Origin of the sequence: Phreatobacter sp. AB_2022a (genome assembly GCF_026847585.1) — a bacterium.
Classification (GTDB): domain Bacteria; phylum Pseudomonadota; class Alphaproteobacteria; order Rhizobiales; family Phreatobacteraceae; genus Phreatobacter.
The window spans coordinates 1-21,350 of sequence record NZ_JAPSET010000050.1 but is presented as its reverse complement, the minus strand read 5'-3'; the positions used below and the strand labels follow the sequence as shown (position 1 = coordinate 21,350).

The following is a 21,350-nucleotide window of genomic DNA, read 5'->3' as shown; positions in this document are numbered from 1 at the left end:
GGCCGACTGCCTAGATATGGAACCTTCCCCGCCGGCCCGCCCCCCGAACGCATGACCGACCACTCCTCCGCCAGTTTCCTCGTGCCCACCGTCACCCTGCTGGGTGCGGCCGTCGTGGCCGTTCCGCTGTTCCGCCGCTTCCGGCTGGGAACGGTGATCGGCTACCTGGTCGCGGGCCTCCTGATCGGTCCGCAGGTGTTCGGGCTGTTCCATGATCCCGGCACCATCCTGACCATCGGCGAGCTCGGCATCGTCATGTTCCTGTTCCTGATCGGACTGGAGCTGAAGCCGTCGCGCGTCTGGTCGATGCGGCAGGACATTTTCGGGCTCGGCGCGGCCCAGATGATCGTCACCGGCGCGGTGGTCATGTGGGTGCCCTATCTGTTCGGCCGGCCGTTCAACGCCTCGCTGGTCGCCGGCCTCGGCCTCGCCCTCACCTCCACCGCCGTGATGATGCAGGTGCTGGAGGAAAAGGGCGAGGTGCATTCGCCGCACGGCGAGCGGGCCTTCGCCATTTCGATCTTCCAGGACCTCACCGTCATCCCGCTCCTGCTGCTGGTCGCCTTCCTCTCGCCCCTGCCGGCGCAGTCGGGCGAGGTCTGGTGGGTGTCCTTCGCCAAGGTGGTGGTCGCCGTCGGCGGCGTCGTGCTGGCCGGGCTCTATCTCCTGAACCCATTGTTCCGCTTTCTCGCCACCTGGGGGGCCCGCGAGATCATGGTCGCCGCCGCCCTGCTGGTGGTGGTCGGCGCGGCGGCGCTGATGACCTATGCCGGCCTGTCGATGGCGATGGGCGCGTTCCTGGCCGGCGTCTTCCTCGCCGAATCGAACTTCCGCCACCAGCTGGAGGCCGATATCGAGCCGTTCCGCGGCATTCTGATGGGCCTGTTCTTCATGTCGGTGGGCATGACCATCGACCTGCCCGTGGTGATCGCGGCCGGCTGGCGCCTCGGTTTTGCGCTCGTGCTGCTGCTCGTTCTCAAGGCGAGCGTGATGTATGCGGTGATGCGCCTGTTCCGGCACGACCATGCGCAGTCGGTCAAGGTGGCGCTGCTGATCGCCGAGGCCGGCGAGTTCGGCTTCGTGCTCTATGCCGCGGCGGTCTCGGCCGGCGTGATGACCTCCGAGCACGCTTCGCTGCTCGTCGCGCTGGTGGTGCTGTCGATGGCGGTCAATCCATTCCTCTACCGCTTCGGCGAATGGCTCATCGCCCGGCGCGACGACGGCGCGCCGGAACCCGAGGAAGATTTCAGCGACGTGCGCGGCGAGGTGCTGATCATCGGCTTCGGCCGGTTCGGCCAGGTCAATTCGCAGATGCTGCTGGCCGAGCAGGCCGAGGTGACCATCATCGACAACGATGTCGAGATGATCCAGGCGGCCGGCATGTTCGGCTTCAAGATCTATTACGGCGACGGCACGCGGCTCGACGTGCTGCGCGCCGCCGGCGCCGGACGGGCCCGGCTGATCTGCGTCTGCGTCGACAAGCGCGACGTCGCTGACCGGATCGTCGAGCTGGTCAAGGGCGAATTCCCACTCGCCAAGCTCTATGTGCGCTCGTTCGACCGGGCCCACACCATCGCCCTGCGCGCGGCCGGCGTCGACTTCGAGATCCGCGAGGTCTTCGAGAGCGCGCTCATGTTCGGCCGCGGCGCGCTGATCGAGCTCGGCGTCGATCCCGATCACGCCGACGCCGTCATGGCGGACCTGCGCAAGCGCGATGCCCAGCGGCTGGTGCTGCAGCAGCAGGACGGCATCCAGGCGGGCGACCACCTGCTGCACCAGCAGCAGGTGACGCCGGCGCCGCTGACCGAACCCGCACGCCAGGCCCGGGCGCTCAATCCGGAAGCGGAGGACGTGCTGACGGACGAAACGAGGTTTTCCGGATGACCGCCGCGGCGCCTGCCAAATTCACGCAGGGCTCGACCATGCGCCACGTCGTCGAGATGACGGTGACCGGCGCGGTCGGTCTGGTGGCGATCTTCGTCGTCGATCTCCTCAACCTCTTCTATATCGCCCGGCTCGGCGAACAGGAGCTGGCGGCGGCCATCGGCTATGCCGGCACGGTGCTGTTCTTCCTCACCTCGTTCGGCATCGGTCTGTCGATCGCCGGCACAGCGCTCGTCTCGCGCGCACTCGGCGCCGGCGACCGCCACAGGGCGCGCCGGCTCGGCACGTCGAGCCTCGTCATCATGGCGGTCGGCATGCTGATCGTCAGCCTCGGCCCGCTGCCCTTCTCGGGCTGGATCCTCGCCGCGCTCGGCGCCAGCGGCCGGACGCTGGCCATTGCCGACCGCTTTCTCTGGATGGTCATGCCAGCCACCGTCTTCCTGGGCGTCGGCATGATGTATTCGAGCATCCTGCGCGCGGCCGGCGATGCCAAGCGCGCCATGTGGGTGACGCTCATCGGCGGCATCGTCACGGCGATCGCCGACCCGATCCTGATCTTCCTGTTCGGCCTCGGCGTCGATGGCGCAGCCATCGCCTCGGTGATCTCGCGGCTCGCCATGCTGGCCATGGGCTATCACGCGGTGGTGCGGGTGCACCGGCTGACCGCCCGGGTCGATCTCGCGACGGTTCTCGGCGACGCCAGGCCACTCGCGGCGATCGCCGTGCCGGCCGTCCTGACCAATCTTGCAACGCCCGTCGGCAACAGCATCGTCACCGCCATGATCGCGCGCTATGGCGACGGCGCGGTCGCCGGCTGGGCCGTGCTCGGCCGGCTGGTGCCGGTCGCCTTCGGCGCCTTCTTCGCACTGTCCGGGGCGGTCGGCCCGATCATGGGCCAGAATGTCGGGGCGCGGCTCTATCCGCGCGTGCGCCAGACCCTGATCGACTCGCTGATCTTCATGAGCCTCTACGGCATCACCGTCTGGCTGATCCTGCTCATCGCCACGCCCTATGTGGTGCAGGCCTTCGACGCGACCGGCACGGCGGAGGCGGTGATCCGTTTCTTCTGTGTCTACGCCTCGCTCGCCTGGGCCTTCAACGGCGCGGTGTTCGTCGGCAATGCCGCCTTCAACAATCTGGGCTTTCCGACCTATTCGACCGCTCTCAACTGGGCCCGCGCGACGTTCGGCACGGTGCCCTTCGCCATGATCGGCGCATGGCTCGGCGGGCCGACCCACGGGGCGGAGGGCATCATTGCCGGCCAGTCGATCGGCGGCATCGTGTTCGGCATCATTTCCATGGTGGTCTGCTTCAAGGTCATCGACCGCGCCGCGCGCAGGCCGCCGGACGAAGAGCCGGTGCCGGCCGGCCCGCCGACAGCGCAGTCGCCATTCACCTCGGGCAAGGGTGCGACGGCGGGCGCGTGACGTGTTCCGCGCTGCGTGATTAGATGCCCCGGCAGCCCGGTGGAATCGGGCACGGGCCGAACGACAGCCGGGAACAGACCATGTTCAATCTCGCCGACATCCTGGCCCAGGCTCAGGGCAAACAGGGCTTCGATGCGCTGCTCGGCCAGTTCGGCTGGTCGCCCGACCAGGCCCAGGCCGCCATGGCGGCCCTGCTGCCGGCCTTCACCATGGGCATGAACCGGGCGACCCAGTCGCCCGCCGGGCTGGCCGACCTGATGAGCCTTTTCACCGTAAAGCCCAGCTATGCCGAGATCCTGGAGAACCCGATGACCGCGGGGCCGGCCATGATCAATGCCGGCCAGGAGGTGCTCGGCAAGCTGTTCGGCTCGCAGGCGCTGACCCAGGCCATCGCGCAGCAGGCGGCCGCCGCCAGCGGCATCGGCCAGGACATGATGGCCAAGGTCATGCCGGTCATGGCGACCCTGCTGATGGGATCGCTGCTGAAGGGCGCGATGGACGGGCAGAACCCGCTGGGTGCGCTGCTGTCAGCCATGCTCGGCCAGGGCACGGCCGGAGCGGCGAAGCCGGCGACAGATGCCATGACCGGCCTCGTCGGAGCCTTCACCAATGCGATGGGCGGGCTGATGGGTGCGAAGCCGGCTCCGGGCACCGGCGCGGGCCTGCCCGGCCTCGACCAGCTCGTCGCGCTGGCGCGCCAGCTGCAGGCGGCAAATCCGCTGCTCAACGGCAGCCTGGCCCAGGCCGCGACCGGCGCCGACGCGGAAGCCTCCGGCCCCCGCACCCTCGGCCAGCAGGCCGCCGACACCTGGACCGCCACGATGGGCCGCATGTTCGAGAGCGGCCGCGAAATCCAGGACCAGCAGCTGGCGCAACTCGAACGGCTGTTCGACCAGTTCCGGCCGAAGGCGTAGGTGCGACGGCGCAGATCGGCGGCGCGCCGGTCCGGCGGACATGAACGAAGTTTAACTCGGGCGCCCGGGTGTTCGGCCCTATGATGCCTTCGTTGCTGCGGGGGCGGCGTTCGAGGAGATACCCGATGAGGACATTTGTTGTCGCAGGCACCCTTGCGGCCATGATGGCGGCGACCGCATTTGCGCAGACGCCGGCTCCGCAGGGACAGGCTGCGCAGCCGGGCGCAAGCCAGGCCGCCGGTGCCGAGGCCGGACGGGGCCGCCGTGCGCAAATGAACCCCGAAGACCGCGCCGCCTTCCTCGATGCGCGCATTGCCGGACTGAAGGCGCTGCTGCGCCTGACGCCCGAGCAGGAGCGGCTGTGGCCGCCGGTCGAGGCGGCCCTGCGCGAATCCGCCACGCTGCGCGCCCAGCGCATGCAGCAATGGCGCGAAATGCGCATGAATCCCAATGCCGCGCAGCAGGATCCGATCCAGCGGCTGCGCGCCGCCGCCGAGCGGATGACGGAAAATGCCGCGGCGATGAAGAAGCTCGCCGACGCCGCCCAGCCGCTCTACGCCACGCTCGACGCCAATCAGAAGCGCCGCGCTGATGCGTTCCTGAACCGCGGCCGCGGCATGATGGCCGGCCGCCACGGCATGATGCATCACGAGCGCGGCATGATGCGTGGCGAAGGCGGTCCGGGCATGCATCGCGGCCCCGGTGGCGACAACCGCCAGTAAGCGGCGGCCCGAACCGATCTGTCGAGGGCCCGCGCCGCGCGCGGGCCCTGTCCTTTGGTGCTGCTCGGCCCGAAAAACGCGAACGCCTCAGGTTTGAGAGATCTTGGCAACGGTCCGTTTACCCTGATTCAAGCACAGTGGCGGCCATCCATTCGTCCCGGTTGGTGTGAGGGGTCGCCCGGCCATGATGCCTGACATGGGCTCGTTCGAGCCTGCAATGCCGCCCTGTTCGCGTAGCGTTCTGGTGGTCGACGCCGACCCGACGGCGCGCCGCCTTCTCGTGCAGGGCCTGAAGGATGCCGTGCGCACCAGCGAGGCGGCGAATGCCGACGAGGCGCTCGCGATGCTCGACCGGATGGAGCCGGCCGCCGTCGTCGCCTCGCTCGACCGCGGCGACGCCGTGTCGGCCGAGGTGATCGAGGCGCTGCGCTTCGGTGGTTATGAAGGGCCGATCCTTGCGGTCAGCGCCAGGGCGTCGCTGCAGGTTGCGGTCAAGGCCATGCGGGCCGGTGCCTGCGACATGCTGGTCACGCCGATCGCTCCGGGAGAGCTCGCCCGGCGGCTCGCCGCCCAGCTCGGCAGCGACGGCCATCTGCCGGCCCCTGCCCGGCCACCGAAGCAGCGCAGCAACGATTTCGAAGGTTTCGTCGGCCGTTCGCCGGTCATGCGCGAGGTCTATGACCAGATCCGGCGTGTCGCGGCGTCGAAGGCGCCGGTCTTCGTGACCGGCGAGAGCGGCACGGGCAAGGAGGTCACCGCGCAGGCGATCCACCAGCGCTCCGGACGACCGGCCGGCCGCTTCGTGGCGCTGAACTGCGGCGCCATCCCGCGCGATCTCATGGAAAGCGAGATCTTCGGCCATGCCAGGGGCGCGTTCACCGGCGCGACCGAGGACCGTGGCGGCGCGGCGGAGCTCGCCGACGGCGGCACGCTGTTTCTCGACGAGATCTGCGAGATGGATCTCAGCCTGCAGACCAAGCTGCTGCGCTTCATCCAGACCGGCGAGCTGCGCAGGGTCGGCGACACGCGCGTGCGCCGGGTCGACGTCCGCTTCGTCTGCGCGACCAACCGCGACCCGCTGGCCCAGGTGGTCGCCGGCCGGTTTCGCGAGGACCTCTACTACCGGCTCTGCGTGCTGCCGCTGCACCTGCCGCCGCTGCGCCAGCGCGGCGACGACGTGATGATGCTGGCCCGCGCCTTCCTGACCCGCTTCGCCGCCGAGGAAGGCCGCCAGTTCAGGGATTTCGAGCCCGCCGCGGCCGCCATCATCGCCGGCTTCGACTGGCCGGGCAATGTCCGCCAGCTGCAGAACGTCATGCGCCGGCTGGTCGTCATGCACGAGGGCACCACGGTGAGCGCGGCCATGCTGCCGCTGGCGCTCGCCCATGGCGCGCTGCAGGGCGGCGTCGAACAGCTCGCCGACAGCGCGGCGGCCTCGCTCGCGCCGGTCATCGAGCCCTTCGCCGTGCAGGAAAGGCGCATCATCGAGGGCGCGCTCGCCGCCTTCGACGGCAATCTCTCGCGGGCGGCCGCGGCGCTGGAGATCAGCCCGTCGACCATCTACCGCAAGCGCGAGAACTGGGCCCGCGAGGGCGATGCGGGCGACCCGGCGGCCACGGAGATCGAGCGCCTGCGGGCTTGAGGCCTGCCGGGCGCCCGGTAGCCAGCGCTGGAAATGCGGGTTAAACCGTAGACCATGCAGAACCGTGCCCGCATCGCCCCCGCTCTTGCCGCCGTTGCGCTGCTTGCCCTGACCACCGCCGCCGAAGCCCAGCGCGCCCGCCGCGAACCGCCGCGCCCGCGCCAGCCGACCCGCGCCGAGATCCAGACCTATCTGCGCTTTCCGGTCGGCACGCGGCTCGCCGTCGTCTCGATCAACGGCCAGCGGCCGGTCGCTCCCGACCGGCCGAGCTTCACCTTCACGGAGAGCGGCCGGCTGACCGGCTGGGGGGGCTGCAATCCCGTCAATGCCGACTATCGCCGCGGCGTCGACGACATCCGCTTCGGCCCGCTCAACTTCGTGGAGCGGCGCTGCGGCGGCGTCATCGACCGCCAGGAGCGGGCGATCTTCTGGGCCATCCAGGGCGCGAGCCACTGGCGGCCGGTGGGCCTGCGCGGCATGGTCTTCACCGGCCGGCGCGGCACGGTGACCTTCGCTCCCGCCTTCTGACCATCGCGAGAGGGGCGGCCCCTCGTCCCGACGGTCGCGGATCAGGCCTTGGCGAGCAGCATGAGCGGCGCCTCCGCGGCGACATGCAGCCCGTTCGCGTCCGGCGTCAGATGCACCCGGCGGTCGTGGAAATTGACCAGGGTCGAGCGATGGCCGATCGAAACCAGGGTCGTGTCCGGCAGCCATTCGCGCACGGTAGTGTAGAGCGCGGCTTCGCCCGGCTCGTCGATCGCTGCGGTTGCCTCGTCGAGGAACAGCCAGTCCGGCCTGCACAGCAGCGCGCGCGCCATGGCGAGGCGCTGCTGCTCGCCACCAGACAGGATCATGTGCCAGGAGGCCTCCTCGTCGAGCCTCGCCGCCAGGCCCGGCAGCTTCACCGCCTCCAGCGCCTTGACGATGTCGGCGTCGGAATAGTCGCCGCGCCCGGCCGGATAGCTGACCGCGTCGCGCAGCGTACCGATCGGGAAATAGGGACGCTGCGGCAGCAGCATGAGGCTCGCGCCCGCCGGCACCACCACCTCGCCCGAGCCATGCGGCCAGATGCCTGCCAGCGCCCGGAACAGGGTCGACTTGCCCGAGCCTGAGGGGCCGGTGACCAGCACGCGATCGCCGCGCCGGACGGTCAGGCTCGGCGCGCTCACCACCGGCTTGCCGTTCGGCAGGGTGACGGCGAGGTCGGTCAGCGTCAGGGCCTCGCCGGCCGTGCGCGTGGCGATCGCCGGCTGGGGCGGCTGCTCCACCGCCGCCACCGTCCGGTTGAAGCCGGTCAGACGGTCGATGACCGATTTGAAGTCGGCGAGCGAGCCATAGAGGTTGGTGAACAGCGAGAGCGCGTTTTCCACCCGGCCGAAGGCACCCGACGTCTGGGTCAGCGCGCCGAGCTGCACGGCGCCGGAAAAATAGGCCGGCGCCAGGATCACGAAGGGGAAGATGATCGAGGTCTGGTTCAGGAAGGCGGTGAACCAGGTCAGGCGCTTGGTGTAGCGCATGTAGTCGAACCAGTTCGTCATGATGTTGCCGAACCGGCGGCGGAGCCCGGCGCGCTCGGCCTCCTCGCCTTTCAGCAGCGCGATCTGCTCGTCGTTCTCGCGCACCCGCACCAGGCTGAAGCGGAAGTCGGCCTCGTAGCGCTGGCGCTGGAAGTTGATCGTGATCAGCGAGCGCCCGATGAGGTGGGCGAAGACGGTGCCGACGACAGCGAAGATCAGAGCGGCCCAGACGAGGTAGCCCGGGATGGCCTCCAGATTGAAGCCGGCAACCTGATATTTGAAGTTGGCCGACAGACCCCAGAGGATCAGCACGAAGGCATAGAGCGAAAGCACCGCCGAGAAGAAGCGGATCATCAGTTCGAGGGTCGTCGAGGTGAACAGGCGCACATCCTCGGCGATGCGCTGATCGGGATTGTCGGTCTGCGAGCCGGTGAGGCGCATGCGGTAGTGCACGCCCGCCGAGAGCCAATGGGAGGTGAGCTGGGCGGTCATCCAGCGGCGCCAGCGGATCTGGGCGTACTGGGTCAGATAGAGCTCGTAGACCGCCAGCACGACCCAGATGAAGGCGACGATGGTGAAGAAGCGCAGCTCGGTCCAGAAGGTCGCCTCGGCGCGTTCCTGCAGCGCCGTGTAGAAGCGATTGTTCCACTGGTTGAGCAGGACGGTGGCCAGAACCTGGGCGATGTTGATCGCAAGCAGGATGAACAGCAGGCCGTGCGCGATGTAGCGCTCCTGCATGCTGATGGTCAGGCCGAAGGGCAGGTTGATGACGCCCTTGTCGCGCGCCTCGAAATAGGGATCGGCAAGCTTGGTGATCTGCCGGATCGTGCCGAGGAAGCTGATGCCGTAGACGACGACGGCGAAGACCGCCGAGAGCAGCACGCTCGCCCGCGTCGGCAGGTAGGGCGCAAGCGCGTCGGGGAAGGCGCCGAGCTCGTTGGCGACGAGGGTCGCGACCGATGCCAGGTGCCAGACCACCAGGAAGCCGACGATCGCGCGCACCAGGGTCGCGGTCGGACGCGCCAGAAAGCTCACCGCCGCCGCAACCAGCGTCAGAATGAACAGATAGGCCGGCAGGGTGAGCGCACCGGAAAGCCAGGCGCCCGCGAGCGCGATACCGGCGAGGCCTGTGACGACGGCGATGGGCAGCATGGACGACCTCAGTCGCGGATGAGGGGAAGGGAACGGGCCGCCCGCCGGGTGGCGAGCGCGGCCTGCGGGCGCGCGCTCGCACAGGACCATGTGCGGGCGGTGAAGGAAAGAGGCGATCTCACGCGCCGGCGGCCGCAAGAGAGGCGCGCAGATCGTCCTCGGTCACCAGCCGCATGGCCTTGAGGATCTTGACCGCCTCGGTCCTGCGGCCGAGCCGCATGATCAGCACCACCGTCTCGGCATCGCCGCATTCGGGGTGCGAACAGGCGATTTCACTGACTGTAACGCCGTCGTCAGGTCCAAGTGTTAAGATCTCGCGAACGGATGCGGTCAGTCGTCGCGAGGCGTCTGACGTTTCGGGGTCGGCCCCACGGCGGTTGAAGAAGAAGCGTGCCATGAAGTGCCTTTTTACGATGAGTTATGGCCGATCCGTGGCTTTTTCCGGGGATAATCGCCAAGCATCATCACGCCGCCGTCAAGCCCGCTCGACCCTCGCCCGCTTCGATGCTAGCGAATCGACCGTGATGCCGTCGACCGGGCCGCAGGGCCTGTCGCAGCGGCATTGACACATGCCGACCAAAGTTTCGTCAACGCCAGCTTGCGCCGGCCTTCTCGCGGCGGCGAAAGCCCACAGCCCGGGTGAAGCCCAGGAGCGCCGGATGCCGCGCCTTCCGTTCCACGGCAAGCGGGGCCGCCTGATGGCCGCGACCGCGCTGGCCGTGCTGGCGGCGGGCCCGGCCCTGGCCGAGCCGCCCCGGCGCAGCCATCCCGCGCCGGCACGGGCCCGCGCCGAGACCGGCATCGCCACCCTCGGCGCTGCCTTCCAGCGCGCCTTCCGCACCAATCCCGACATTCTCGCCCAGCGCGCCGCGACGCGGGCGGCCCAGGAGGCGATCCCGCAGGCGCGCGCCGGCCTGCTGCCGCAGGTCAGCGCCACCGCCTATGCCGGCGTCCTGGCGATCCGCCAGCTGCAGGCCGGCCCGCCGACAGTGTCGCAGGGCGCCACCTACTACCAGCGCGGCGTGGCGCTGACCGCGACCCAGACGCTGTTCGACGGCTGGCGAACGCAGAACTCCGTGCTGCAGGCCCAGTCGCAGGTCGGCACCCAGCGCGAGCAGATGCGCGCCATCGAGCAGGCCGTGCTGCTCGATGTCGCCACCACCTATCTGGCGGTCGCCACCGGCCAGGCGCTGGTCGAGGTGCAGAAGCGCAATGTCGGCTTCCTGACCGAAACGCTGAACACCACGCGGACGCGGCTCGCCTCGGGTGTCGCCACCCCGACCGACGTCTCGCAGGCCGAGGCACGCCTCAGCCGCGGCCTTGCCGACCTCAGCCAGGCGGAGACGGACCTCTCGATCGCGCGCGACCGGTTCCTGCGCATCGTGGGGGCGCCGCCGGCCGCGCGGCTGAGCCCGGTCGGCGCCGTCGACCGGCTGCTGCCGCGCTCGCGGGAAAGCTCGCGCGACATTGCCGGCCGCGACAATCCGGCGGTGCTCGCGGCGATCGCCTCGGTGCGCGCGGCCGAATCCGCCGTGCGCGTCGCCCAGGGCCAGATGCTGCCCCAGGTCAGCCTGCAGGCGCAGGTCTCGCGCGACTACGGCATCGATACCCAGACGCTGCAGAACGACAATGCCCAGGTGGTCGGACGTCTGACCGTGCCGCTCTATGCCGGTGGCGCGCCGGAATCGCAGGTGCGCCAGGCGCGCGAGCTGCTCGGCCAGGCGCAGATGCAGCTCGACAGCGCCCGCGTGCAGTCGCGCTCGGCGGCCTTCGCCGGCCATGCCGCGCTCGACAATGCCAACCAGACGATCCGCGCGGCGACGGCGGAAGTGCGCGCTGCCGAAGTGACCGTCGACGGCGTGCGCAAGCAGGTGGAAGCGGGCCTGCGCACGCTGACCGATCTCCTGAACGCCCAGCAGGATTCCGTGAATGCCCGGGCGCGGCTGCTGCAGTCGCAGAGCGACCGGCTGGTGGCGTCCTACACGATCCTCGCCGCGACCGGCCGGCTCGACCTGCCGCGGCTCGGCATCAGCCAGCCGGCGGTGGCATCGCCCCAGCCGCAGTCCGACATCGGCGTGCGCTTCGACGCCTGGCGCGAGCTGCGCAACCCGACCGGCCCGGCAGGGCCGCCGAGCAGCCGCTGACGGCGGACGCCCTCAGCCGAGGGCCCCCGCCTCCGCATCCACCTTCTGCCGCCGCGAGAACATGACGATCAGCGCCGGCAGGATGACCAGGATCAGGAACGGCGCGACCAGTACGCCCCCCACCACGACATAGGCGAGCGGCTTCTGCACCTGGCTGCCGATGCCGGTCGACAGGGCCGCCGGGGTCAGGCCGACGCAGGCTGCGACACAGGTCATCATCACCGGCCGCATGCGCACCTTGCCGCATTCGATGGCCGCCGAGACCCGCTCGCGGCCCTGCGCCACCAGGCCGTTGAAATAGGTGATGACGATGATGCCCTCCATCACCGAGACGCCGATCAGCGCGATGAAGCCGATGGCCGCAGAGACGCCGAACGGCGTGCCGGTGAGGAACAGCGAGAAGACGCCGCCGACCATGGCGAGCGGAATGACGGACAGCGCGAGCAGCGTGTCGGTGAGCGAATTGAAGTTGGCGAACAGCAGGAAGGCGATGAGCAGCAGCGTCATCGGCACCACCACCTGCAGGCGGGCGATGGCGGCGAGCAGGTTTTCGAACTCGCCGGCCCATTCGATGCGCATGCCGGGCGGCAGCCTGATCTCGTTCGCAACCCGCGCCTGCGCTTCGGAAATGGTCGAGCCGAGGTCGCGGTCGCGCACGGAAAAGCGGATCGGGATATAGCGCTGCTGCTGCTCGCGATAGATGGTGGAGGCGCCCGAGACGAGGCTGACGGTCGCCACCTGGCTCAGCGGGATCTGGGTCACCGTGCCGTCGCTGTCGGCAACCCCGATCCTGAGATTCTGGATCGCCTCCGGCGACTGGCGGAACTCGGGCGCGAGGCGGACGATGATCGGGAAGCGCCGGTCGCTGCTGGGCTCGAAAAAGTCGCCGGGCGTATCGCCGCCGACCGCAGTGCGGATCGCCGTGTTGATGTCGCCGGGCGAGAGGCCGTAGCGGCCGGCCGCCAGACGGTCGACGGTGACGGCGATGGTCGGCTGGCCGAGCACGGTGAAGACGGCGAGATCGTCGATGCCGCGCACGCCGCTCAGGATCTTGCGGATCCGCTCGGCATAGTCGGTCGCTTCCGCGAGGTTGTTGCCGAACAGCTTGATGGCGTTCTCGCCCTTCACGCCGGACGCCGCCTCGGAGACATTGTCCTCGAGATATTGCGAGAAGTTGAAGTCGACGCCGGGAAACTCCTTCTGCAGAGCCGCCAGGATCTCCTCGACGAGCTTTGCCTTGTCGACGCCCGGCCGCCACTGCTCGCGCGGTTTCAGCGGCGTGAACATCTCGACATTGTTGAAGCCGGCGACCTCCGTGCCGTCGTCGGTGCGGCCCTGCTGGGAGACGACGGAGGCCACCTCCGGGAAACCGGCGACGATCCGGCGGATCCGGTTCGCGTAGATGTTGCCCTCCTCCAGCGAGATGGTCGGATGCAGCGTGGCGCGGATCCAGAGATTGCCCTCTTCGAGCTTCGGCAGGAATTCAAGGCCGAGGCTGCGGCCGGCGAGCAGGGACACCGCCAGCAGCCCGCCGGCGAACAGCAGCGTCACCGGCCGGCGGGCGACGGCGCGCTCGAGCAGCGGCTCGTAGGCCGCGCGCAGCGCGCGGACGACCGGGGTCTCGCGTTCGGACAGTTCGCCTTTGAGCAGGAAGGCGGCGATCGCCGGCGTGACGAAGAAGGCGGCGGTCAGGCCGCCTGCCAGGGCATAGGCGTAGGTCTTGGCCATGGGGCCGAAAATGTAGCCTTCGACCCCCTGCATGGTGAACAGCGGGATGAAGCTGGTGACGATGATCAGGCAGGAGAACAGGATGGCGGTGACCACCTGGTTGGAGGCGCCGAGGATCGTCTGCAGCCGGCGCCTGAGATCGGTCGGGCCATCCTCGACGAGGCCGTGCGTGCGCTTGTGGTGGCTGCGCTCGGCCAGCAGGCGGAAGATGTTCTCCGTCATGATGACGGTGGCATCGACGATGAGTCCGAAATCGATGGCGCCGACGGAGAGAAGATTGGCCGATTCCCCGCGCAGCACCATGATGGTGACGGCGAAGGCGAGCGCGAAGGGAATGGTGGCGGCCACCGTGATGGCGCAGCGCAGATTGCCGAGGAACAGCCACTGCACGAAAAAGATCAGGACGATGCCGAACAGCGCGCTGTGCAGCACGGTGGCGGTGGTGACGTCGATCAACTCCTTGCGGTCGTAGATGCGTTCGATGCGCACGCCCGGCGGCAATACGCCGCCGGCCGACAGGCGCGCCACCTCCTCCTGCACGCGCAGGATGGTAGGCATGCTCTGCTCGCCGCGGCGCATCAGCACGATGCCCTGCACGACGTCGTCGTCGTTGTTCTGGCCGGCAATGCCGAGCCGCGGCTGGTTGCCGATGGTCACCGTCGCGATGTCGCGCACGCGCACGGCCGAATGGCCGACGGTCGCGATGAAGGTGTCGTTGAGGTCGTCGATCGAGGAGATCAGGCCGACGCCGCGGACGACGCCCGACTGGACGCCGATCGACACCGTATTGCCGCCGACATTGAGATTGGCGTTCTGCAGCGCGGTCATCACCTGCGGCAGGGTGAGGCCATAGGCGAGCAGCTTGTTGAAGTCGATCGAGACGTCATAGGTCTTGTTCTTGCCGCCCCAGCCGACGACGTCGACGACGCCGGGAATGGCGCGGAAGCGGCGCTGCAGCACCCAGGTCTGCAGCGTCTTCAGATCGGTGACGCTGTAGTCGGGCGGCCCGACGATGCGATAGCGGAAGATCTCGCCGATCGGGCTCATCGGCGAGATCTGCGGCTGGGCGCCGTTCGGCAGTGGCGGCAGCAGGGACAGCTGGTTGAGCACGCGCTGGAGGGCGAGCTCGTAGGTGACGTCGTAGGTGAATTGCAGCTTGATGTCGGACAGGCCGAAGACCGAGGTGGTGCGGATCAGCTTGAGGTTCTGCAGCCCCGCCGTGACGCCCTCGATCGGAATGGTGATGTAGCGCTCGATCTCCTCGGCCGAGAGGCCCCGCCCCTGGGTGATGACGTTGACCATCGGCGGCACGGGATCGGGATAGGCCTCGATATTCAGCCGCATGAAGGTGAGCGCGCCGACGAGACACATGGCGCCGAAGGCGAGCACCATCAGCACCCGCTGTTTCAGCGCGAATTCGACAATGGCATTCATGACCGGGACCGGCTCGTCGTCATCGGCGGAAGGCCGCCGTCATCTGGTCGATGAACAGCGCGCCGCGCACCACCACCTCCTCGCCGGCCTTCAGCCCGCTGGTGATCTGCACGGTCTCGCCGCGAATGAGCCCGACGGTCACGCGGCGCAGTTCCACCGACCGGTCGGGATAGGCCACCCAGACCCGCGCCACCTCGCCCTCGTAGACGATGGCGTTGCGCGGCACGGCGGGCGAGCTGACGGGATCGCCGACCTGGATGGCGACGTTGACGAACATCTGCTGCTTCAGTTCGCGATCGGGGTTTTCCACCGTCGCGCGCACCAGCAGCCGGCGGCTCGACGCGTCGATGGCCGGCGCGACGAAGTCGAGCTTGCCGACGAAGACCCGGTCGCGGAAGGCGAGTACGCGGAACTCGATGAGCGAGCCGCGCATGACGCGCGGCGCCTCGTCCTCGCGCACATAGGCGTTGAGCCAGAGCGTATCGAGGTCGTCGATGACGAAGATCGGCTCGCCGCCGCCGCCGGCGATGAACTGGCCGGGACCGATCTTGCGCGACACGACCGTGCCTTCGATCGGCGACAGCAGCGCGACTTCCGGATCGATTCGGCGCCCCGAGCGGAACCTCTGGATGTCGGCATCGGTCTTGCCGAACAGGCGCAGGCGGTTTTCCACCGCCTCCAGCGCCGTGATCGCCGTGCGGTTGTCGGCGCGCGCGGCGTCGAGGTCGGCGCGGGCCTGGTCGACGTCGCGCTGCGGCGCCGCGCGGCCGGCGAACAGGTCCTGCTGCCGGCGGGCATTGATCTCGGCGAGCCGCAGCTGGGTCTGCGACTTGTCGAGCGCCGACATGGCCGCGATGAAATCGTTCTGCGTCTGCACCATCTCGTTGGCTTCGAGAAAGAGCAGGGGCTGGCCGCGCCTGACGATGTCGCCGGGCACCACGGCAATGCGCGTCGCCCGGCCCGAATAGGGCGAGATGACCGGCGTCGCGCTGTTCTCGTCGATGGCGAGGCGCCCCTCGGTCACCACCTGTTCGCGGAAGGTGACCTCCTGCACGGTGACGCGGCCGAATGTCGACCAGTCGGCTTCGGAGACGACGAAGCGGCCGTCGCGCGGCTTGACCCGCTCGGCGCCGCCGGCCGGAGCCGCGGCCTCGCCGCCGAACCCGAACAGGCGCGCGATGGAACCGAGATCGAAGGCGCCCGCCGCCGGCACGCCGATCGGAGCCAGAAGGGCAAGCGCCGCGGCAAGGGCCATACCGCCGACGCGCAGGATCACGCGGCGGTCACCGCGACCAGGTGTAGAAGTCTGCGTCGGATCCATGACGGCGCCTGCATTCACGACAGCTCACCGGCATCGGCGGCGGCGCGACAATAAGCATGCCACCTGACAGTTCGATTGCAAATCCGCCGGCTCAGTAACGGGCGTGAATGCGCAGGCCGAAAACATGGACGGGGCCGGCGCGGTCGCGGTTGTAGCCGGGATTGTGGACGAGCTGATAGTTCGCCGCGACGAACAGGTTCTCGCGGTAGACCGGCAGCTCGTAATAGGCCTCCATCAGCCGCTCCGAGCCGTAGCGCAGGGCGCCGTCGCCGATGATGATGCCGGTGCCGCCTGCCGCCAGGAAATCACGGTGGTAGCGGGAAAGATCGTTCTGCGCGACCGCAATGCCGGCGGAATGGCCGGGCCGGCCCCACAACTCGCCCTTGAAGCTGAGGCCGAAGGCGATCGACCGGTCGATCTGGGTGAAGGCGAAGGTCTCGGTCCGGCCGTCGCTCCAGCTCGCCCGGAAGAAGAAGCCGGCATTGTCGGCGATCTCCTGGTCGATCAGCACGCCGTAGCCCCACTTGCGATTGCCATAGCGGCGCGTGGTGGCCATCGCGTCGTCGACGGCAAGGCCGCCGGCGCCGAGCGCGAGAGCCTGCTGATAGCTGCCCATCGCCCCAAGCGAATAGAAGGCGAAGGGCTTGACCGTCCCGGGCCGGCCGAACCAGCGGTGCTGATAGGCGAGTTCGAGAATGTGGTTGACGTTGTTGGGGCGGAGCGGCAGCTCGCCGCCGTTCGGCTGCGAGGGCAGGAGCAGCGCGCCGTAGCGGATGACGAAGGCAGGATCCGGCACGATCTCGATCGCCAGCCCTTGCGTATAGCCGCGCACGTCGGCGGCGACGTCCCAGGCGCCCGGTCCCCAGAGCGACCAGTTCCAGAACTGGCGGCGCGCGTCGCCGGCATAGGCGCTCGTCTGGAAGATGTCGAGCGAGGCGAACTTGCCGGCGGTGACGACGATGCGCCGGGTCGGCACGAAGCCGGCAAGCTGGTTGAAGTCGCCCGGCCGCCATTCCGTCTCCGGACCGAGCGCGATGGTCTGGCGCAGGAACAGGCGCGCAATGGAGAGCACGCCGACACGGTTGCCCGCCTTCTGGGCGTCGCCGTTGGTGAAGCCGGCGATGCCGAGCGTCTGGCCGAGCCCGAAACCCTGGAAATATTCGGGATTGAAATAGAGTTCGCCGCCGGCCCAGGGCAGGCGCATGCCGAGATAGGCGGTGATGCTGGTCGACTGGCGGACCTGGCCGCCGGGCGGCAGGCTGTTCGGCCCGGAATAGGCGGCCCGAAAGCTCGGATAACCCTGGATGAACTCGGTCAGCTGGGCATTGAGCCTGACATTTTCCGGGACCCGCTCGCCCTCCGGCGTCGCCCAGCCCTGGCCGCGGGCGGGAACCGCCAAAAGCGACAGCAGCGGCAGCAGCGCCACTGCGCCGATCGTCCGGCGGACAATGCGCCGCGGTCGGACGGCCGGCGCCGCTGACGCGCTGCGATATCCGTTTGCCACACCCGCCTCCGCCCAACGCAACTGCAAATCATTTGCATGAGCGTGACGGAGGTCCCCCCCCAAGGTCAAATGTTTTCTCGGCTCAGGACAGTGAAAAGCCGGCGGCGGCCAGCGCTACCGGGAAGGCCGGCCCGGCCAGATAGGCATATTCGGCCGCGCGCGGCGCGTGGACCGGATCGACCCGTTTCAGCGCTTCGTCGACATGGCCGGGATGGACCATGACGAGCCCGCCGTCGGGCAGCCCGGAGAGGAACCGCGGGAACAGTTCGGCGAAGGCAGCGGCGCGCTCGAACTCATAGGCGCCGGAAAAACCCGGATTGGTGGCAAAGCCCAGCACACGGGCATCGGCGACGAGCCCGCCCGACAGGGCCGAGATGATGCGCCCCTTCAGCCCCTCCCCCGCGCCGCGGCACTGGCGCAGCCAGGCGTGCGGCGCATGCCGGCGCGCGGCATCGAGCACCAGCGGACGGATGACGGGCAGGAGGTGGACGTGCTGATGGCCGTCGATGAAATCCGGCGGCCGGCCGAACACGCCCTGGAAAGCCGCGAACTGCGCTTCGATCTCGGCGGCGAGGCGCCGTGTGTCGACGGCGCGCAGGAAACAGCGCAGCATCAGCGGGCCGAGATCGAAATAGCGCGGCAGGCCGGGGGCGGTGAGCGGCGTCAGCCCGCTGGTCAGCGTGACGTGCAGGCCGATCTGGAAGCCATCGAGGCCAAGCGCCGACAGCCGCGCCGCCTCGGCCGCGAGATCGGGCCCCGGCGTCATCACCGACGTCGCATTGAGCCGGCCGGCCGAGGCGAGCTCCCGGATCGCCGCCGATACGCCCGGGCTCAGGGCATAATCGTCGGCGCAGACGATCAGCCGCTTCATTGTTCCGATTGCTGCGCCGAAGGCGTGGCCGGCTGGTCGGCGGCAGGGCTGTCGACCGCCCGCTTCAGCAAGTGGTCGCCGATCAGATAGACCGGGCGGCCCTTCAGTTCCGACAGGATCTTGCCGACATATTCGCCGAGCACGCCGATCATCAGCAACTGCACGCCGCCGATGAACATCATGCCGACGAAGAGCGAGGGATAGCCGGGCACGCTCTCGGCGAGCAGCAGCGTCTCGACCATGATGACCAGGCCGTAGACGAGCGCCACGGTGGCCAGGACCGCGCCCAGCAGACTCGCCAGGCGCAGCGGCACGATCGAGAACGAGGTGAGCCCCTCGATCGAAAAGGCGAGCAGGCCGAAAAAGCTCCATTTCGCCTCGCCCTGCCGGCGCGGATCGGGCGTATAGGGCACGCCGATCTGGCGGAAGCCGACCCAGCTCGACAGGCCCTTGAAGAAGCGCCCGCGCTCGGGAAGGCGGCGCAGCGCCGCGGCGGCGCGCGGCGAGAGCAGGCGGAAGTCGCCGGCATCGGCCGGGATCTTCTGGCGCACCCCGGCATTGACGAGGCCATAGAAGGCATTGACGAAGAGCGTGCGCAGCCGCGGCTCGCCGTGCCGGTTCTCCTTGTAGGTGAAGACGACGTCGTAGCCGTCGTCGAGCCAGTGCGCGATCAGCTTTTCGGCGACGGCGGTGGGATGCTGGCCGTCGGCGTCCATGAACATGACGGCGCCGTAGCGGGCCTGGTCGAGCCCGGCGAGCAGGGCCGCCTCCTTGCCGAAATTGCGCGAGAACGAGACCACCTGGACGTCGGCGCCCTCGGCCTTGAGGCCGCTCGCCACCGCCAGCGTGCCGTCGCGCGAGCCGTCATCGACATAAAGCAGCTCGACGCTGAGGCCGCGCGTCTGCTTCAGCATGCGCGCCAGGGCGAGGAGCTTGGCATGGGTATGGGGCAGCGCCTCGGCCTCATTGTAAGCCGGCACCACGATAGTGAGGCCGAAAGGCTGGACTTCTGCGCCCGGGAAGGCGATCACTCGCCCGTCATTCGCGATCATCGTACTCACGGCCCCCGGCCGATCCTGGAAAGGCGGCCATGATGCACCGCATTCACAGCCGCGTGAAGGGATGCGCGCCCAAGCCGGCTGTTTCATGACGCAAAAGCGTGTAGAGCACGGCCCCATGATGAACGGCAGCCAACAGGATCGCTCGATCGTCGCGCGGCTTTACGCCTTCGCGCTGCGCGAAGCGCCGAAATTCGTGTCTTTCGGACTGGTCGGCGTCGTCAACGCGCTGGTCAACTACGTGATCACCGTCGGCCTGACCATGGCCGTGCTGGTGCCGCTGGGGCTCGGCGCCTCGGATACGGCGCTCGGCGTGATCAAGGCGGTCGGCTGGGCCGTCGCGGTGACCAATTCCTACGTGCTGAACACGCTCACCACCTTCGCCGCCGAAAGCGGCCGGCGGCTCACCTGGCCGACCTATGGCCGTTTCGTCGCCTCCGGCACCCTCGGCCTGGTGGTCGAGGTCCTGAGCTTCCTCGTGGCGGTGCGCTATCTGCCGCTGACCATCGCCGCCATCGTGCCGATCGGCTTCGCCTTCGTCACCAACTTCGCCATGACGCGGCTGATCGTCTTTCCCGGGCGCGGCCCGAAGAACGACAGGCCCGCCGGCTGACCGGCCGCCGCAGCCAAGGAGCGAAGGCCCTGGCGCGGGGCGCCCTGGCTCGGGCATGATCGTGCCGGGCGAACAGGACACGACGGTCGCATGAGCATGGAAACCCCGGCGCGCAGCTTCGCGCCCTTCGACGATGACGAGGCCGTGCGCGCCGTCATCGGCGGCTTCCTGACCCGGACGCTGCCGGCCGCCGCCTGGAGCCACCAGGCCCATCTCGCCGTCGGTCTCTGGCATGTCGAGACAGCAGGCGAACAGGCCGCCGGCGACCTGCTCGCCGAGCGGATCCGACGCTACAACGAGGCGGTCGGCACGCCGAACAACGACATGCGCGGCTACCACGACACGGTGACGCGCTACTACGCCTGGGCGGCGGCCCGCTATCTGGAGACCGTCGCCCCCCTGCCGCTGGCCGCGCGAACCAACGGTTTCGTCGAAAGCCCGTTCGGCGCGAAGCAGGGCATCTTCCATTTCTGGAGCCGCGATGTGCTGTTCTCGGCCGCGGCGCGCCGGGCCTATCTTCCGCCCGACCTGCGGCCGCTCGATGCCGCGGAACTCGGCGCCGCCATGGCCGCCCTGACCTGACCGACCATCCCAAGCCCGCCGCGAGACCTGCCATGACATCCCGCCCCGTGCCGCGCCCGCGCAGCGATTTCACCTGGTTCCACCCGATCCAGACCCGCTGGTCCGACAACGACCAGTACGGCCACGTCAACAACGTCGTCTTCTATGCCTATTTCGACACGGCGGTGAACGCCTTCCTGATCGGCGAGGCCGGCCTCGCGCCGGTCGGCGGCACCTGGCAGGGCCTGGTGGTCGACACGCGCTGCTCCTATTTCGCTCCGGCGCGCTATCCGGAGGCACTCGAGGCCGGCATAAGCTTTGCCGAACGCGGCCGGACCAGCCAGACCTACGAGATCGGCATCTTCCGCGCGGGCGAGCCGATGACCCTCGCCCACGGCCGCTTCGTCCACGTCTATGTCGACACCGCGACGGGCCGGCCGGCGGCGCTTCCCGACAGCCTCCTCGCGGCGATGGAGCGAGCCGGAAGGGGCGGCTGACGCACCGGCGGTCGCGCCAAGCAGAACCGCCAGTCATGTGCCGGCGGGTACAGGTCTTGCCGCCGCGCTTCAGCCGCAGGCCCTAACAGATCGTAACCCGGAACGCCGCCAAACCGGTCCGATCGACCAGCCAATTGCGACCTTTCCGCCACGGCAGCCACCAAATCGAGCATGTCCGGCAGGGTCGAGGCTTGCATCGCCATGCCTTATTTGCGCTAAGGATCACACTTATCGTTGTGGTTACCGATCCGCTTCATGACTCAATTCTTGGCTGGACGCATGCTCTCAAGGTTTGTTCCCGCGGCGCTTTTCGGCGCCACGACCGCGCTTGCCTGGAGCGCCGCCTGGGCCGAGACGCAGC

General features: G+C 69.0%; 17 protein-coding genes. 10 read left to right on the top strand and 7 right to left on the bottom strand.

The annotated features are described in order from the left end of the window. Positions 1 to 51 precede the first annotated feature (51 nt). From OZ671_RS26515 to OZ671_RS26490, 6 genes are all read left to right on the top strand, one after another. On the top strand, positions 52 to 1,884 hold the full coding sequence (locus tag OZ671_RS26515; RefSeq protein WP_268863494.1) for a monovalent cation:proton antiporter-2 (CPA2) family protein: 1,833 nt from the start codon (positions 52 to 54) through the stop codon (positions 1,882 to 1,884). Next, positions 1,881 to 3,311 carry an MATE family efflux transporter gene (locus OZ671_RS26510; protein WP_268863493.1) on the top strand — a complete coding sequence of 477 codons (1,431 nt, stop codon included), beginning with the start codon at positions 1,881 to 1,883 and terminating at the stop codon, positions 3,309 to 3,311. The genes OZ671_RS26515 and OZ671_RS26510 overlap by 4 nt, the downstream gene beginning before the upstream one ends. Before the next feature lie 80 nt (positions 3,312 to 3,391). Beyond that, positions 3,392 to 4,225 carry a DUF937 domain-containing protein gene (locus tag OZ671_RS26505; protein WP_268863492.1) on the top strand — a complete coding sequence of 278 codons (834 nt, stop codon included), beginning with the start codon at positions 3,392 to 3,394 and terminating at the stop codon, positions 4,223 to 4,225. A gap of 125 nt (positions 4,226 to 4,350) precedes the next feature. Next, entirely contained in the window at positions 4,351 to 4,947 is a 597-nt protein-coding gene (locus tag OZ671_RS26500) for a Spy/CpxP family protein refolding chaperone (protein ID WP_268863491.1), read from the top strand. Positions 4,948 to 5,164: 217 nt separating this feature from the next. Then, positions 5,165 to 6,589, top strand: a complete 1,425-nt coding sequence (locus OZ671_RS26495; RefSeq protein WP_268863490.1) for a sigma-54-dependent transcriptional regulator — start codon at positions 5,165 to 5,167, stop codon at positions 6,587 to 6,589. A 54-nt stretch (positions 6,590 to 6,643) separates the two neighbouring features. Then, on the top strand, positions 6,644 to 7,117 hold the full coding sequence (locus OZ671_RS26490; RefSeq protein ID WP_268863489.1) for an META domain-containing protein: 474 nt from the start codon (positions 6,644 to 6,646) through the stop codon (positions 7,115 to 7,117). Positions 7,118 to 7,158: 41 nt separating this feature from the next. Here the strand turns inward: OZ671_RS26490 and OZ671_RS26485 are convergent, their stop codons facing one another. Both OZ671_RS26485 and OZ671_RS26480 read right to left on the bottom strand, forming a co-directional pair. Further along, positions 7,159 to 9,258 carry an ABC transporter ATP-binding protein/permease gene (locus OZ671_RS26485; RefSeq protein WP_268863488.1) on the bottom strand — a complete coding sequence of 700 codons (2,100 nt, stop codon included), beginning with the start codon at positions 9,256 to 9,258 and terminating at the stop codon, positions 7,159 to 7,161. 118 nt (positions 9,259 to 9,376) lie between these two features. Continuing rightward, complete coding sequence (locus OZ671_RS26480) at positions 9,377 to 9,655, bottom strand: hypothetical protein (RefSeq protein WP_103169459.1); 279 nt, start codon at positions 9,653 to 9,655, stop codon at positions 9,377 to 9,379. Between the two features lie 262 nt (positions 9,656 to 9,917). Between OZ671_RS26480 and OZ671_RS26475 the strand changes: the two genes are divergently transcribed. Further along, positions 9,918 to 11,402: a TolC family outer membrane protein gene (locus OZ671_RS26475; RefSeq protein WP_268863487.1), complete on the top strand. Its 1,485-nt coding sequence runs from the start codon at positions 9,918 to 9,920 to the stop codon at positions 11,400 to 11,402. 12 nt (positions 11,403 to 11,414) lie between these two features. Here OZ671_RS26475 and OZ671_RS26470 read toward each other — a convergent pair whose 3' ends face one another. The 5 genes from OZ671_RS26470 to OZ671_RS26450 all read right to left on the bottom strand — a co-directional run bounded on the left by OZ671_RS26470 (position 11,415) and on the right by OZ671_RS26450 (position 19,312). After that, the gene (locus tag OZ671_RS26470) at positions 11,415 to 14,564 is read right to left on the bottom strand and encodes an efflux RND transporter permease subunit (protein ID WP_038304611.1); all 3,150 of its coding nucleotides are present in this window, start codon (positions 14,562 to 14,564) and stop codon (positions 11,415 to 11,417) included. Positions 14,565 to 14,583: 19 nt separating this feature from the next. Beyond that, the gene (locus OZ671_RS26465; protein WP_103169461.1) at positions 14,584 to 15,885 is read right to left on the bottom strand and encodes an efflux RND transporter periplasmic adaptor subunit; all 1,302 of its coding nucleotides are present in this window, start codon (positions 15,883 to 15,885) and stop codon (positions 14,584 to 14,586) included. Between the two features lie 91 nt (positions 15,886 to 15,976). Next, positions 15,977 to 17,311 carry a carbohydrate porin gene (locus tag OZ671_RS26460; protein ID WP_268863486.1) on the bottom strand — a complete coding sequence of 445 codons (1,335 nt, stop codon included), beginning with the start codon at positions 17,309 to 17,311 and terminating at the stop codon, positions 15,977 to 15,979. Between the two features lie 160 nt (positions 17,312 to 17,471). Continuing rightward, a complete protein-coding gene (locus OZ671_RS26455; RefSeq protein WP_268863485.1) occupies positions 17,472 to 18,260 on the bottom strand; it encodes a ChbG/HpnK family deacetylase in 789 nt (262 codons plus the stop codon). Further along, positions 18,257 to 19,312, bottom strand: a complete 1,056-nt coding sequence (locus tag OZ671_RS26450) for a glycosyltransferase family 2 protein (RefSeq protein ID WP_268863514.1) — start codon at positions 19,310 to 19,312, stop codon at positions 18,257 to 18,259. The genes OZ671_RS26455 and OZ671_RS26450 overlap by 4 nt, the downstream gene beginning before the upstream one ends. A gap of 124 nt (positions 19,313 to 19,436) precedes the next feature. Here OZ671_RS26450 and OZ671_RS26445 point away from each other — a divergent pair, with 124 nt between their 5' ends. The 3 genes from OZ671_RS26445 to OZ671_RS26435 all read left to right on the top strand — a co-directional run bounded on the left by OZ671_RS26445 (position 19,437) and on the right by OZ671_RS26435 (position 20,989). After that, positions 19,437 to 19,931: a GtrA family protein gene (locus tag OZ671_RS26445; RefSeq protein WP_268863484.1), complete on the top strand. Its 495-nt coding sequence runs from the start codon at positions 19,437 to 19,439 to the stop codon at positions 19,929 to 19,931. A gap of 90 nt (positions 19,932 to 20,021) precedes the next feature. Then, complete coding sequence (locus OZ671_RS26440) at positions 20,022 to 20,513, top strand: hypothetical protein (protein ID WP_268863483.1); 492 nt, start codon at positions 20,022 to 20,024, stop codon at positions 20,511 to 20,513. Positions 20,514 to 20,545: 32 nt separating this feature from the next. After that, positions 20,546 to 20,989, top strand: a complete 444-nt coding sequence (locus tag OZ671_RS26435; protein ID WP_268863482.1) for an acyl-CoA thioesterase — start codon at positions 20,546 to 20,548, stop codon at positions 20,987 to 20,989. Positions 20,990 to 21,350 lie beyond the last annotated feature (361 nt).